This window comes from Ideonella aquatica (genome assembly GCF_018069755.1).
GTDB lineage: Bacteria > Pseudomonadota > Gammaproteobacteria > Burkholderiales > Burkholderiaceae_C > Ideonella > Ideonella aquatica.
In genome coordinates this window covers 1-14,996 of record NZ_JAGQDE010000019.1, presented here as the reverse complement: position 1 = coordinate 14,996, position 14,996 = coordinate 1, and the positions used below count along the sequence as shown (strand labels likewise).

Sequence of the window (14,996 nt, the reverse complement as noted above, 5' to 3'; positions counted from 1 at the left end):
GGTGCAGGCGGCTGGCTATCCTCGTTCGGCGGGCCGATGCCCGCACACGCCGAAGGAGACCCCATGCCGACGCCGCTTCCCGCCGCCTACGCCTGGCTCGACGCCGAACCCGGCCCCCGCCTGCTCAAGGAATTCCTGAAGATCTTCGGCACCGCCGAGGACCTGGGCCCCGGCTCCAACCCCACCATCCTGGACTGGGCCCGCAGCATCGGCCTGGACCGCGTCTACCGCGACGACGCCACCGCCTGGTGCGGCCTGGCCATGGCCTATGTGGCCGGCCAGGCCGGCTGGGACAACGCGCCCCGCGGCAACGCGCTGCTGGCCCGCAACTGGCAGGCCTGGGGCAACCCGGCCGACACCCCGATGCTCGGCGACGTGCTGGTCTTCTGGCGCGGCGCGCGCAACGGCTTCCAGGGCCATGTGGGCGTCTACGTGGGCGAGGACGACAGCGCCTTCCACGTGCTGGGCGGCAACCAGGACGACCGCGTCAGCATCAAGCGCCTGGGCCGCGACCGCCTGCTGCAGGCGCGGCGCTGCCCGTGGCGCATCAACCAGCCGGCAAATGTGCGGCGGGTGCGGCTGGCGGCGAATGGGCGGCTGTCGCAGAACGAGGGCTGAGCCAGCCTGCCAGCCGCTGAAGGGGCTCGGTGGCCCTGGTGATCAGGGCTGGCCAATGGCGTGGGACGCCGACCGCATCGGCGACCGGTGCTTGACGACTCCCCACGGCAGATCACCGCCACCGGCGCCGACACCACGGCCCACACAGCGCGCGCCGAATCCCAGACGCAGCAGCGACAATGCCCGCTGTTGCTGCAGGGGGATGAAACGTGAGCATCGACGACGCCTACGTCGAACTGGGCCTGGCGCCCGGTGCCACCGACGCCGAGGTCAAGCAGGCCTGGCGGCGGATGGTGTCGCGCTGGCACCCGGACCGCAACGCGTCGGCCGAGGCTGCGGCGCTGATCCAGCGCATCAACGGCGCCTACGAGCGCATCCGCCTGGCCACGCTGGCGTCGGTCGATGAGGCCGATCAGGCCCCTGCATCGTCGGCCGCCAAGGGCCGCGTGGTGCGCCGCCGCGTGCGCCTGTCCATCGAGGAGGCCGTGCAAGGCGCCACGCGCGACCTGCGCGGCCGCCTGGTCGACCCCTGCCCGCCCTGCGACGGCCGCGGCGTGCTGGGTGAGCCGCAGCCCTGCCCCAGCTGCCGCGGCAGCGGTCGGCAGCGCCAGGACTGGTGGCTGGCCTGGCCGGCCACCGACAAGGCCTGCGAGGATTGCCAAGGCAGCGGCCAGCGTCAGACCAGCTGCCCCACCTGCGACGGCGCCGGCCAGCAGACCTGGCGCTACCGCTGCAGCGTGCGCCTGCCGGCCGGCCTGCGCCAGGGCGACGTGCTGATGGCCGACGGCGGCGGCCGGCACCGCGGCGGCTTCGATGGCCAGCTGGAGCTGCGCATCGAGCTGGCCCCGCACCCGCTGTTCCAGTGGAGCGACGACGGCACGCTGCGCTGCCAGTTGCCGGTGGACGGCTTTGCCTGGCTGGCCCAGCAATGGATCGAGGTGCCCGCGCCCACCGGCCTGCAGCAGATGCGCCTGCGCCGCGGCCGCCGGGTCTACCGCCTGCCCGGCCAAGGCCTGCCGCTGGCGCGTGGCAGCGCCGAGCGCGGCGACTACCTGGTCACGGTGGAGCCCAGCTTCCCGTCCCACCCGGATGCCGAGCAGCAGGCCTTGCTGGAGCGCCTGGCAGCGATTGCCGACGCCCACCCCGAGAAGGCGCTGCTGGCCTGGCGCCAGCGGCTGCAGGCCTGGAAGCGCGGGCGACGCGTGGCGCGCTGAGGCGTGCTGAGGCGATCCACGCCAAGCCGACCGACCCGGCCTGGCAGGCGCAGATAAAGGGGGGGCCGGACCGTCATCTCGCGGGACCAGGGTCCGCGACCTGGCCCTAGATTGCCGGGATGATCCACCACACCTCACCCATGCGGCTCAGGCCATGGTTGCAGGCCGGCCTGCTGCTGGGCGGCCTGGCGGTCGCGCCGACCGCGGGCGCCCAACGTGCTGGCGATGTCCCGCCCAGCCGCCTGACCCCGGACACGCTGCGCCCGCAGGCGAGCCCGCGTCCGCTGACGCTGGAGCTGACCGGCACCGCGCCGTCAGCCGCCCCCGACGGGGCCGAGCGGCTGTTCGTCACGCTGGAGAAGGCCGAGCTGAGCGGCAGCCACCCGGAGCTTGATGCCGCGCAGCGCGCCCTGCTGGACAGTCTGGCTGGTCGGCGGATCTCGGTGGCGCAGGTCTTCGAAGCAGCCACCGCACTGGAGGCCGGCTTCGCCCGCGCGGGCTACCCGCTGGTGCGGGTGGCGGTGCCGCCGCAGTCGCTGGAGGATGGCGGCGCGCTGCGCCTTCAGGCGGTGGATGGCTTCATCGAATCGATCGATGTGCAAGGGCTCCCCGAGCGCGTGCGCGAAGCCGTGCTCAGGCGCACCGCCGCGCTGGTCGGCCGACGCTCGCTCACCCAGGCTGAGCTGGAAACCCGGCTGGCCCGCGCCGATGACGTGCCGGGCCTGCACCTGCGCAGCACCCTGGCAGCCGGCCAGGAGGCCGGCGCCGCGCGCCTGATCCTGGACGGCAGCCACCAGGCGCTGGCCCTGTCACTGACCGCCGACAACCAGCTTGATGCCACGCTGGGCCGCTGGGCCTGGGGCCTGAGCGTCAGCGGCAATGGCCTGCTGGCCAGCGAGGACCAGCTGTATGCAAGCGTCCGGCAAAGCGCCGGCGACCCGTCCGGCCAGCCCCAGGGCCGCGGCCTGAGCCTGCTGGGCGCCGGACTGTCACTGCCCCTGACCCCCGAGGGGGTCACCGCGGGCATCGAGTTCACCACCTCCAGCACCCGCCCGGCCACCACACCCGGCCTGCCCGCCACCCTCGGCCGCTTCCGCCGCGGCGTGGGCCGGATCCACTGGCCGCTGCAGGTCGACCGTGCCCAGCGGCTGAGCGCCAACCTGTCGGTGGAACACATTGACCAGCGCAACACGGCCTCGGCCTTCGGTGTGGACCTCAAGCACGACCGCTATTGGGCGGTCAAGCTGGGTCTCGATCACACCGGCAACGTCCCGCCCTGGGGCTGGATCGCCGCAGGGGCCAGCCTGGTGCAAGGCCTGGGCGGCCGTGATGCGGACCAGGCCCGGGCCGAGGGGGTGCCGCTGTCGCGCCAGGGTGCCCAGCCGCGCTTCACACGCGCACTGGCCACGCTGCGCTGGGTGGTGCCCATCGCGGCCACGGGCAGCCGGCTGGATCTGAACGCGGCCGCCCAGACCGCCTTCGGTCGGCCGCTGCTGCAGTCTGAGCAGTTGTCACTGGACGGCCCGACCGCGGCGTCCGGCTTCCTGCCGGGCTCACTGGCCGTGGATGCAGGCACCACGCTGCGCGCGGAGTGGATACAGCCCTATCGGCTGGAGCAGCTGGGCCGCAGCGAATCGCTGGCACCGTACCTGTTCGTGGCCGATGCACGCGGTCGGGTCTTTGCGCCCACGGCGCTGGAAGCCGCCCGGCTGGCCGTGCGCTCCTACGGCCTGGGCCTGCGGATCGAGTCCATCGGCCCGTTCGGCCTGCCGATGGAGCTGGACCTGGAGTGGGCGCGCGGCGCCGGTGGGGCCGGCGACACGCAGTCGTCGCACCGCGCCTGGGTGGCGCTGCGCACCCGATTCTGAACACCCCCAGGGCCGGGCTGCGCTGCGCCCAGCCCGCCCCGGCGACCACTTGAGACCTCAGCGCGAGGTGCCGCAGGCCCGCTCGGCGCTCGGCAGGTCAGTCGCGGCGGCGCAGTCCAGGCTGCTCACCTGCACGGTCCTGGCGTTGGCCAGGCGGGGGGTCGGCAGCGCGCGCACCGTCATCGTGGCCGGTGCATAGCTCAGTTGGTAGTCCGCGCTGGCGCCCAGCGTGCCCAGCTCAATCGCGTAGGACCCGGGCAGGGCCTGTGTGCCCGCCATGGTGGACAGCGCACCGCTGAGGCGGTCGCCATTGACCAGCCCCGCCCCGCCCACCGAGTAGGTCAGGGGCGGATTGGGGTCACCCTGGTAGCGGCTGTGCGCATCGGCAGCCACGGTGATCACGCGCGGGGTCACCACCAGTTCATTGCTGCTGTAGCTCAGCAGGTAGTTGGGCGAGGCCGCCAGCGTGCCCTGGCTGATGCCGTAGCGGCCCACGTGGGTGGCGCTGTCCGCCGCCGTGGCCAGGCTGCCGCTCAGCGTGTCGCCGTTGACGAGGCCCAGGCCGCCCACGCTGTAGCTCAGCGCGGGGTTGGCGTCGCCGTAGGCGCGGGTCTGGGCATCGGCCAGCACCGTGATCGCACGGGGCGTCACGGCCAGGTGGTTGGCGGTGTAGCTCAGCGTGTAGTTGGGCGAGGCCGCCAGCGTGCCCTGGGTGATCGCGTAGCTGCCTACGTTCGACGCGGCCGTGGCGCTGGTGGCCAAGGCGCCGCTCAGCGTGTCGCCGTTGACCAGGCCGAGGCCGCCCACGGTGTAGCCCAGCGCCGGGTTGGCGTCGCCGTAGGTGCGGGTCTGGGCATGGGCCATCACGGTGATCGCGCGCGGCGTGACGGTGAGCGCGTTGCCGGTGTAGCTCAGCGTGTAGTTCGGTGAGGCGACCAGCGTGCCCTGGGTGATGGCATAGGTGCCGACATGGGATGCCGTCGTGGCGTTGGAGCCCAGCGCGCCGCTCAAGGTGTCGCCGTTGACCAGACCCAAGCCGCCGACGATGTAGCCCAGCGACGGGTTGGCGTTGCCGTACACGCGGCTGCTGGCCAGCGCACTGACCGTGAGAGCCCGTGGCGTGACGCTGAGCGTGCCCGGCACATAGCTGAAGCCGTAGCCCAGACTGCTGGCCAGCGTGCCCGCGCCGGGCGTGATGGCGTAGCTGCCCACGCCGACGCCTGCGTCGGCCAAGGTCGATACCGCTGCCTGCCCAGCATAGGCCGCCGCGACGTTATCGCCATTGACCACGCCGCTCACCGAGATCGAGAACGCCGGGTTGGCATCGCCATAGACCCGCGATGCATCCAGGGCCGTCACCGTCAGCAGCGGCTGCCGGCGGTAGATGAACTGCGAGCCCGCCTGCGTGATCGTGCCCGGTGCATCGTTGGCGTAGCTGCGGTTGTACAGATGGCCGGCGCTGAGGCCGCCCACGGTGTCGGCCTCCCAGTCGTTCGAATACACCAGGAAGCGGCCGCCGGTGCCGGTGGTGAGGGCGCTGGCGCCGGCCTGGTTGATGAAGCGGCCGCCGGCCGCCAGCACCACCGCGTCGCCGCTGGCGTCCGAGTGCAGGGACTGGCCGAGGGTCAGGTCGGCGCTGGCCCCGGTGGTGCTCAGCGTGATCGGCCCGGTGCTGTTGATCGCCCCCACGCTCAGGCTGGCCGCGTTGCTGAAGCTGAGCGCGCCCACCGTGCCGCTGGTGCTCAGTTGGTCGACCACGTTGCTGCCGCTGAGGTCGATGGTGCCGGCGCCGCTCACCTGCAGCGTGCTGGCGCTGAGCGTGCCTGCGCCGCTGAGCGTGGCGCCCGAGGCCACCGCCACCGTCGCCGTGGCGCCATGGCGGTCCCAGCTGCCGCTGAGCGCCAGCGTGCCGCCGTCCACCGTGGTGGCGCCGCTGTGGCTGAGGGCACCACTGAGGGTGAGCGTGCCGCTGCCGGCCTTGGTCAGCGCCACGCTGCCGCTGCCATCCTGGATCACGCCCGAGAAGGTGGTGGAGGCGCCACTGCTGCCCGCCGTCAGGGTGGCGGCGCTGGCGGCGCTGTTGGTCACGGTGCCGGAGCCCGCCAGTGAGCTCACCGCCGCGGCGTGACCGCTCAGGTCCAGCGTGCCGTTCACCGTCACGGCACTGCTGGCAGCCAGCGCACCGGCGTGGCCCAGTCTCAGCGTGCCAGCGTCCACCCAGGTCATGCCGGTGAAGCTGTTGGCCTGCTGCAGCACCAGCGTGCCGCCGCCCTGCAGGCGCAGGTCGGCGCCGCCACCAAAGGTGGGGCGGTCGATCGTGCCGCTGACCGTCAGCGTGGCGCCGGGCGACACCACCATGTCCACCGCGCTGCCGCTGTTGAGTGCCAGGCTCAGCGCCGACGCGGTGGAGTTGGCCGTGACATACACCGCGTTGTCAAAGGTGTAGCTGCCGTAGGCGGCGAAGGTGCTGTTGGCCGCTCCGCTGGCCAGCGTGCCGCCATTGAAGGTGATGCCGTTGGTCAGGTGCATCGTCGCGCCCGGGTTGTAGAGCGTGCCGCCCGCATTCAGCGTGACCACCGTGGTGGCCGAGGCGCCGCCCTGGTAGCCCAGGAAGCTGTTGTTGCCGCCCGCCAGCGTGACATAGCCGCCGATGTTGACGGCCGACGCATAGCCCAGACCGGACTTGGCCAGGTTGCCGGCCCCGCTCAGCGTCGTGGGGCCGTTGAGGTTGTAGATGCCGGTGAAGCTGGGCGTGCCCGACAGCGTCAGCGTGCCGCCGCCGCTGTGGGTCACGGTGCCGGCGCCGCTGATCGACGACAGGGTTTGCGTGGCGCTCGAGCTGTACTCGAAGCTGCTGCCGCTGGCCACCGCCAGCCCGCTGTAGGTGCCTGCGCCCAGCCAGCCCGAGCCGATGATCTTCAGCGCCCCCTGGTTGATGGTCGTGGCCCCGGAATAAGTGCTGGCGCCCGACAGCGACAGCGTGCCGCTGCCGGCCTGGGTCAGCGCGCCGGTGCCGCTGATCGCAGCGGCCACCGTCAGTGCGTCCGAGCGGTTGAACACCAGCGTGCCGCTGTTGGTCACGCTGCCGCTGCCCAGCGTGCCGCTGGTGCCGCCTGCGCCCACCTGCAGCGTGCCGGCGCTGATCGTGGTGGTGCCACTGTAGGTGTTGGTGCCGGTCAGCGTCAGCGTGCCGGCGCCCGCCTTGGTCAGGGCGCCGCTGCCGCCGATGTGGCTGCTCACGCTCAGTGCATCAGAGCGACTGAAGGCCAGCGTGCCGTCCACCGTGACGGCACCGGTGCCCAGCGTGCCGCTGGTGCCGCCCGCACCCACCTGCAAGGTACCGGCGCTGACCGTGGTGGTGCCGCTGTAGCTGTTGGCGCCGGTCAGGGTGATCGTGTTGCTGGTGGCCTTGGTCAGACTGCCGGTGCCGCTGATCGCATTGGGCACGGTCAACGACACCGTGCGGTTGAAGGCCAGCACACCGTTGTTCAGCACCTGGCCGGTGCCCAGCTTGCCGAACGAGCCGCCATCCCCCAACTGCAGCGTGCCGGCACTGATCGTGGTCAGACCGGTGAAGGTGTTGGTGCCCGACAGCGCCAGCGTGCCGCTGCCGGTCTTGGTCAGCGCGAACGCGGCGCTACCATCCTGCATCACGCCCGCGAAGGTGGTGCTGGCGTTGTTGCCGCCCATCGTCAGCGTCGCCGCCGCCGCGCCATTGTTGGTGAGCGTGCCCCAGCCGCTCAGCGAGCCCATGCTGTTGGCGTAGCCCGCCAGATCCAGCACCACGCCGCTGGAGGTGGTGACCGCCGAGGCGGCACTGAAGGCGCCGGTCGAGCCCGCCTTCAAGGTGCCCGAGGTCACCGCGGTCGCCCCGCTGTAGCCGTTCGTCCCGCTCAGCGTGACCACGCCATTGGTCGAGGTGGCGTAGCCATCGGCCGTCAGCCCGTTGCCCTGGATGGTCAGCGCGCCTGCGCCGGACACGTCGCCGGACAAGGTCAGCGTCTTGCCGGCCCAGCCGGCCGTGCCGATCTTCAGCGTGGTGCCCGAGGCGATGCTCACCGCGCCGGACAGCACGCTCACCCCATCGTCGCTGGCGATGGTGCCGTTGGCGGTGACATGGATCGGGTTGGCGTAGGTGTAGGTGGCGCTGGTCGAGCCCGGGTTGAGTGCCAGGTTGCCGCCCGCCAGCGTGATCGTGCCCGAGCCCAGCGTACCGGTGCCACTGCCCAGGACGACGGTGCCGGCGCTGAGCGTGCTGCCACCGCTGTAGCTGTTGGCGCCCGTCAGTGTCAGCGTGCCGGCGCCGGACTTGGTCAGCGCCCCCGTGCCGCTGATCGCATTGGCCACCGTCAGCGCGTTCGAGCGGTTGACGCTCAGCGTGCCGTTGTTGGTCACCGCCCCGGTGCCCAGCGTGCCGGTGGTGCTGCCCGCACCGACCTGCAGCGTGCCGGCGGCAATCGTGGTGCTGCCGCTGTAGCTGTTGCTGCCCGTCAACGTGAGCGTGCCGCTGCCCGACTGCGTCAGGCTGCCGCTGCCGGAGATCGCATTGCCGATCGAGATGGCGTCCGAGCGCTTGTAGACCAGGGCGGCGTTGTTGATGATGTTGCTGCTGTTCAGGGCGCCGGAGGTGCCACCGGCGCCCACCTGCAAGGTGCCGGCGCTGATGGTGGTGGTGCCGGTGTAGGTCATGGTGCCTGTGAGCGACCAGGTGCCCGTGCCCAGCTTCGTCAACGAGGTGGAGTCGCAGCAGTTGCCGATGTTGCCGGAGAACGTCGTGGACTGGCCGTTGGCACCGATCTCCAGCACCGTGTTGGTCGTGCCGCCGCCTTGGCTGACCGTGCCTGAGCCGGCCAAGGAGCCAAACTGGTAAGTGGCGCCCGTCGTCAACGTGGCCAGCAGGCCGTCGACGACAAAGTTGGCCGAGGCGCTGCCCAGGCTCGATCCATGCAGATTGGCGCGCGCGCCGACATCGACCTGGAAAGCACCCGTCAGCCCGGAGAGGTCGCCAGAGAGGCGCACGAGCTGGGTCGCGGCGGCGCCAGCGATCTGCAGCGTGCCGGCGCCCGAGATGCTGTTTGACAGCAGTGCGCCGCTGTTGTTGTAGGCGCTGGTGTTGAACAGCAGCGTGGCACCTGAACCGATGCCGATGCTGCCCGTGCCCAGGCTGCCCGATCCGGTGAGCTGCAATGTCCCGGCCTGAACGCTGGTGGTGCCGCTGTAGCTGTTGCTGCCCCCCAGACTGAGCGCACCCGCCCCCGCCTTGCTCACGCTGCCCGTGCCCGTGATGTCGCCGGCGTAGGTGCTGTTGGCACCCGCATGGTTCTGGTTGAAGCTGAGTGTGCCGCCATTGGCCAGCGCGCCCGAGCCGGTGATGCCGGCGCTGCCCGCGGCCTGCAGGACCAGCCCGCTGCCGGCCCCAGAGTGGGTGATGCCGGCATTCACCGCCACGCCAGCGGCGGCGTCCAGCGTCAGCGTGGTGTTGGCGCTCCAGCTCAGCGGACTGGCCACAGTGATCTGGCCGCTTTGCGTGCCGCCGCTGCCGGTGCTGACGGTGACGCTGGCCGTGGCCAGCGCGTTCTGCAGCGTGGTGGTGTTGATGACCGTGTCATCGGCGCCAGCGCTGAAGCCGGCACCGGTGTCTGCGGCCGACGAGATGGTGACGTCGTAGGGGTCGAGCAGCAGGTGGCCGGTGCGGCCGCTGCGGGTGTGTTCGGCCGCGCGCAGATCGGTCTGGCCGGTGTAGCTGAGCTGCGTGCGACCGGAGACCTCGGCCTCGCCACCGTTGCCCGTGGCGCCGGCGCCGCGCGCGCTGATGCGCCCGGCAAAGGCGGTGCGACCATCGGCCCAGACCACCACGTCGCCACCATCGCCGCTGGCGGTGGCGTCGGCCTTCAGGGTGGTGGTGGCGTCCAGCGTGGTGCTCTGCGCCCGCTGCAGCGTGCCGCCGCCATGCCAATCACCGCCAATGCGGATGCTGCCGCCACCGCTGGCGCCCGAGGCGTCCAGCGTGGCGCCCTGCAGCGTGATGTCGCCGCCGGTGACAGTGATCTGGCCGCCCTGGCCTTGGGAACTGCTGGTATCGAGTCGGCCACTGACGGCCACCACCGCATCGCCACCGCCCAGCACAATGGCCCCCGAGCGGCCCGAGACGCTGCGCGCCTCCACCACGCCCGACAGGTTGACCACCTGGCGCACCGCCTGGCGCGCCGACGCGACCGAGATCTGCACCCGGCCCCCATCGGCCTGGATCCGCCCGCGGTGGTTCACCACCGGGTCGTCGCTCAGCGGATTGGCCGGCAGGCCGACCTGCAGAAAGCCATCGCCCTGCAGGTCGAGTGTGACGCGCCGTCCGGCGCCCAGCCCGACCCGCCCGAGCGGCACCACCAAGCTGCCACTGTTGTCCACGCGCTGACCCAGCAGCACGGCAAAGCCGCCGTCGCCAGTGTCGATGCGACCGGCGTGGGTGACCACGCCGGTGTCGCCGGCAAACTGCAGCCGGCCGGCCATGAAGTCGTCATTGCCAATGTCCAGCGTCGACGCCACGAAGCCGCCGCCCACCTGCACGGTGCCGGTGGGCGTGATGGCAATGCCGTTGGGATTGACCAGGAACACCTGACCGTTGGCCGTGAGCTGTCCAGCCAGCGTGCTGGGCGCCTGAGAGCTCACCCGATTGAGCAGCGCCGCGCCGCTGCCCGGCTGGACGACGTTGACCTGCGCGCCCGCACCGATGTCGAAGCGCGACCAGTCGATCACCGCCCGCGCCGAGCCCTGCTGGATCGTCAGCGACTGGCCGCTGGGCGTGCCGATGCGGGCCTGGCCGCGCACCACGCTGCCACCGGACGGCAGCACCTGCGCCTGCGCGATCGGCGGCCAGCCCCCCAACGCCATCAAGGCGGCCAGGGTCATGACACTCAGGCGCCTGTCGCCAGGCGCCCGCACCTTCACTGCCAACTGTTGACGTCCACGCTGAGCCACCGCACCACTCCGATCTGATGGATCGACCGAGGCAACGGCTGTCACCTCTGGTCACTGCCATCGGTGTCGTCAAGGCGCGGCGGCCCTTGAGGGGGCGGCGGGGGGGCGGGGCAGCAAAGTGTGACGGATCTGGCAGGTGGCGGGGGCGCCCGGGTGGGCTTGGTGTTCTTGGACAAAAGAGTCTGAGACAGCCTCGCCTGTGAATCCAAGCTCGCCGAAGTGCGCGCGCGAGCCCGATGTCTGAGACAACGACGACCGCGTCGATACGCTGAGCGAGCATCGCGCAGTGGAGTCTGAGACAGCTCTGCAGCGCCCATGCTTCATGCGCTTCAGGGGTGATCAGGCGTTGCCCTGAGCAGGCTGCCTCGCATCGACATCCTGACACTCGGGATATGGTGAAGGTCGTTCCTACTCTACTTCTGCAGCCATGGCGGCAGGGTCCGCAAGCTTGCTCAACCAGTTGAGTAACACGCTGCGCGTGAATTGAACGAACACGTTCATGTTCACCGGAAGATCCTTCGCGATCCAACTGCCGCCGAGTGTGTTCGTCGACAGGCCAAGAGTTCCTCGTTCACTGTGCGCAGAGTCTCCCTCGAAGAGCATCGGTGGCTCCGACAACGGAGCCGGGAAGGGAATACCTTCGTGCAGTGCCTTTGATCTGTACTGATAGATTTGTCTGAGAGCGCGCTGCCAGAATTCCGGGGTCCAGTCGATCTGGAAGGCCTCGCGAGGGCGAGGTTCTGGCGCAGGTGGAAGGTGTGCCAAGCAAAAGTCGACAAACTTCTTTGTCACACCAAGCGAGTCAGAAAACTCGGCCGCGACCCTTGCAAGCAAATCGGCCCCGAACTGCTCCTCAATCGCTGCAGAGAAGTCAGGCTTGGATATTCGCAAGCGTTCGACAGGTGATCCCTTTTCCTGTTGCCAACAAACCGCAGCGCCCTCTAACGCAGAGACCAGCATCAGCCATGATAGGTGCGGCTCCTGCTCGCATAGCCACAACGCGTCATTGAACAGGTTGGCAGACCGGATCAGCGACACTGACTGCTTCTTGGAGAGCTGCGGAAGACCGTCGAGACCAGCCAATAGGGCCATCTTTCGGAAGCCGAGCGCTGAGGGAACGATCGCCGAGTCTCGCGAGAATCTGATCGACCCCGGTATCGGAACCTGTTCCCAGCCGATGGGGCGACCCATTGGATCGTTTGTGAGACCTCCGCCGAAAGCGCGTGAGAGTCCGCCCGAGGCACATCTCGCTCCGAGAAGTAGGGCTGCCAGCGCCGCCACTTCGTCAACGAGCGTCCCACCGTGATAGAGGTCCGTGTTCGACTTCTTCGGGAAGGTTGGTCGCTTTCCTTCACGTGCCTCGGCGTACCGTAGGACCATAGCGGGCCGAACGGTTCCCGGCCGTTCTTCGCGTGCAATTAGGTTGAGGAATATGTATGGCCCGCTCTGTTGCATGTCGCCAGTAAAGGAGACATCCGTGTACAGAGGGAACTCGAGCGTCGAAAAAGTGGCGCCACGGTCGAATCGAAGCCAGTTGTCGATGATCGGAAGGTGATCTTCCGTGGGCTCTGCAGGTGGGGGCGCCGCGGAATCATTTTTGGCAGGTTGCTTCGTGTTCGACGACATTGACTGTTCCCCGTGGCTCCGCGAATGGATGTCGTAAATCCAACGCCGTGCTGATTGGATCAGACTCGCGATCACAGCAAGCAAGCCCTTCATGGAAGCGACGCCGCGAGGCACTTGGCGGAGTACACCACGCCGGGGTACGTCAAGGTGAAGTCCTCGTCAGGCGATGAACGATACGGCTCCGGAACGTTGCCGCTACGGCGCCGGAGAACTTGATAGCCCTGGCGCAATAGCCATCGCCTCACGTGCCGACCCCGATCTGGTCGAGCGCTGTTCACTTGACAATACACAGTCGCGGCCCCTTGGATCGAGGCCTCCGCTTCGAGGCCGGAAAGGGCGAAGGTTCCGACCCCGCAGGCCTGATTCGCTGGAAGAATTGCGTTGTTCGAGCTTGAGGTACGCATACTACGATTTTGGGAGCGCTTGTTGCCGATGCCGGATACAGAAATCTGCTTCGGCCCGTCGCGCTGACAACCGTCAGCGAGCGTGCGGGTCGTGGTTATCCCAAGCGTTGCTTGTAGAGGTCGTCCGCCATGTGGATCGGCATGGTGGCAGCCAGGCCGTCCGAACCCGACGCAGCGCGGCGACGTTCCTCTTCGGTATGCATCCCGAGGAGAAGGTAGATCAGCGCTGCCCTGGCCAGCTTCAGCATGCGCAGGCTGCGTCGCTCAAGATCTGCCACCGTCAACGAATGAGCGAGGTCGTCCTTGAACAGGTCAAAGGGACTGGGCGTGGTCTCCGGCTCTGGCAACGCCATCAGGTGAAGCTTGAGGTACTTGTGCTCTAGATGGTTGCGCAGGTCATGACAGGCCCGAGCCTCGGGCTCCATGCTGTCCTTGATATCCTCGTCGTAGAAGTCTCTGCTCAGCCAGTACAGCGCCCGAAACGCCAGATTCTCCGTGTCGGCGAAGGCGGGCCGCAGCAGCTTGGTCTTCTTGTCGCGCCAGACATGCCTGAAGGACACCTGTGTCTCCGCGATGCCGAGCTTCATGTAATGGTTCAGGAAGAAAGCAATCTTGTCGAAGAGCGAGTAGCTCATCCGGAAGGCCAGCTTCACCTTTTCTGCGGCCAGGCCCAGCGCCGGGTAGTCAAGCGTGTTGTATAGGGCCACATCTCGATCCGAGAAGTGCAAGCCCTCGGAGGTGACACCTTCGTAGTACATCCAGCGCGCAGAAACGAACTCTTGCTTCAATTGGTTGAAGAGGCCCAGCACCACGGGCCGCTCGTCGGCCAACGTGCAGAACGTTGGCAACTGCATCACATCGCGGGCAGCGATCGAGTTTGGTCCAGCATCATTCAGCGGGTTCAAGAAGAGGCATTCCTGCAGGCACCACTTCCGGTAGCCTTGCTCTCGCGCGTCCTCTCCCAAAGAGAACCCATCAGGGTTGTATTCGGCCGAGACCGCCTCAAGGTCCACCCTCGCAGCGATGCTCTGGGCATAAGCCACGAATTCGGCCCGCAACCTGACGTCACCGTACTCGGCATGCGCATCCAAGCTGCTCACCGCATTCACCATGTCCGTGTGAGCAGCCAGTGCAAGCACAGCTCGATGCCCCATGTCGTACAGATGCCTCGCGTAGGTGATCAGCCCGAAGCCCCGGTTGAACCTCGCCATCCAGAAGTCGGGCATCGCATCAAGCGCTCGCGACCAAAACTCCCGTGCTTCAATGAATCGCCCGAGGTAGCTCAGTTGGTTGCCGAGGTTTGTCAGGATCTGGCACTGCAACAGGTCGGGCACCTTGGGGAAGGTTGGCCGGGTCAGCGCCCGACGCAGCAATAGAAGCTGACGCTGCGCGGGCTCCTGATCCCAAACCCAGGCCTGCGTACGGTCTTGGCGGGCATCCGCGTCGACGTTGGCCCAAGCATTCGCCCAGTAGTAGTCCAGCAGCACGCGCTCGGTGTCATCTGTAAGCCTGGGCTCGAGCTTCGCAGCCCAGTGCAGCACTCGAGAGTTCAACTCCAGATCACGGGTGTCGAGCGCGTGGTCTACCAACGTGCCAATGACACGCAGAGCTTTCGCAGGTTCAAGCCCGTCCAATGTTTGGAGGGCCAGCAAGTCTTCAAGGGTCACCTTTGCGCCTCCTCGCTGAATTGGGAGTATCAAATGCCCTGAGCCAGTCGGACTCGATACCGCGAGTGGCCTGAGCACAGGACCATTTCAACGTCAAGGTTCCGCCAATCCAGGACGTATCTGTCGGCAGCCCGCATTGTCTGCGCCCGTTGCCTCTTTGATGCGGATTCGACTCGCGACCGCCGCGCGCCGGAGCATTTCCGGCCCGGGGTCCAGGCCACGGTACATCATCCAAGTTGAAGGAGGACGGTGCGCGATGACCATGCATTCTTTCGGCGGGGCGATGCCCCTTCCAGAATGGCTTCCTGACGAGACCCTCTTCAGTCTCCTCAGTCGATATCACTTCCTTTCAGGCAACCGCAGCTTCGCAACGACGACACACTCGCTCTTCGGTCATCGAAGTTCCGGCAGCGAACATGACTTTCCAAGCCGCCTGGCAGAGCTCACTACACACACACGGCAGGCGCTGGGAAGTGCCGTCGACCTTTGTCTTGATCGTGTTGCCGCCGACCGAAAACTGACCAGCAAAGCTGCGTAGTGCCGATTCAAAACTGACCAGGGTGAGAGACCTACCCTGCTGCATTTAGTGGCAGGGGTTTTGACGGTGATCACCATGGCCATGAA

6 protein-coding genes are annotated in these 14,996 nt (G+C 68.4%); 3 read left to right on the top strand and 3 right to left on the bottom strand.

The annotated features are described in order from the left end of the window. The first annotated feature begins 63 nt into the window (after positions 1–63). The 3 genes from KAK06_RS18140 (at position 64) to KAK06_RS18130 (ending at position 3,700) form a co-directional block, all read left to right on the top strand. On the top strand, positions 64–618 hold the full coding sequence (locus KAK06_RS18140) for a TIGR02594 family protein (protein WP_210803558.1): 555 nt from the start codon (positions 64–66) through the stop codon (positions 616–618). Between the two features lie 209 nt (positions 619–827). Beyond that, the gene (locus KAK06_RS18135; RefSeq protein ID WP_210803557.1) at positions 828–1,832 is read left to right on the top strand and encodes a DnaJ C-terminal domain-containing protein; all 1,005 of its coding nucleotides are present in this window, start codon (positions 828–830) and stop codon (positions 1,830–1,832) included. 119 nt (positions 1,833–1,951) lie between these two features. Then, positions 1,952–3,700 (top strand): ShlB/FhaC/HecB family hemolysin secretion/activation protein, encoded by a 1,749-nt coding sequence (locus KAK06_RS18130; RefSeq protein WP_210803556.1) that lies wholly within the window; start codon positions 1,952–1,954, stop codon positions 3,698–3,700. Between the two features lie 57 nt (positions 3,701–3,757). Here the strand turns inward: KAK06_RS18130 and KAK06_RS18125 are convergent, their stop codons facing one another. From KAK06_RS18125 to KAK06_RS24595, 3 genes are all read right to left on the bottom strand, one after another. Beyond that, entirely contained in the window at positions 3,758–10,606 is a 6,849-nt protein-coding gene (locus KAK06_RS18125; RefSeq protein WP_210803555.1) for an MBG domain-containing protein, read from the bottom strand. A 477-nt stretch (positions 10,607–11,083) separates the two neighbouring features. After that, complete coding sequence (locus KAK06_RS18120) at positions 11,084–12,394, bottom strand: hypothetical protein (RefSeq protein ID WP_210803554.1); 1,311 nt, start codon at positions 12,392–12,394, stop codon at positions 11,084–11,086. A gap of 406 nt (positions 12,395–12,800) precedes the next feature. Continuing rightward, on the bottom strand, positions 12,801–14,372 hold the full coding sequence (locus KAK06_RS24595; protein WP_210803553.1) for an LA2681 family HEPN domain-containing protein: 1,572 nt from the start codon (positions 14,370–14,372) through the stop codon (positions 12,801–12,803). Positions 14,373–14,996: the final 624 nt, after the last annotated feature.

Excerpts from the sequence above, each read along its gene's own strand:
- KAK06_RS18140 (WP_210803558.1), top strand. The coding sequence starts at position 64 with ATGCCGACGCCGCTTCCCGCCGCCTACGCCTGGCTCGACGCCGAACCC.
- KAK06_RS18130 (WP_210803556.1), top strand. The coding sequence starts at position 1,952 with ATGATCCACCACACCTCACCCATGCGGCTCAGGCCATGGTTGCAGGCC.
- KAK06_RS18125 (WP_210803555.1), bottom strand. The coding sequence starts at position 10,606 with ATGACCCTGGCCGCCTTGATGGCGTTGGGGGGCTGGCCGCCGATCGCG.
- KAK06_RS18120 (WP_210803554.1), bottom strand. The coding sequence starts at position 12,394 with ATGAAGGGCTTGCTTGCTGTGATCGCGAGTCTGATCCAATCAGCACGG.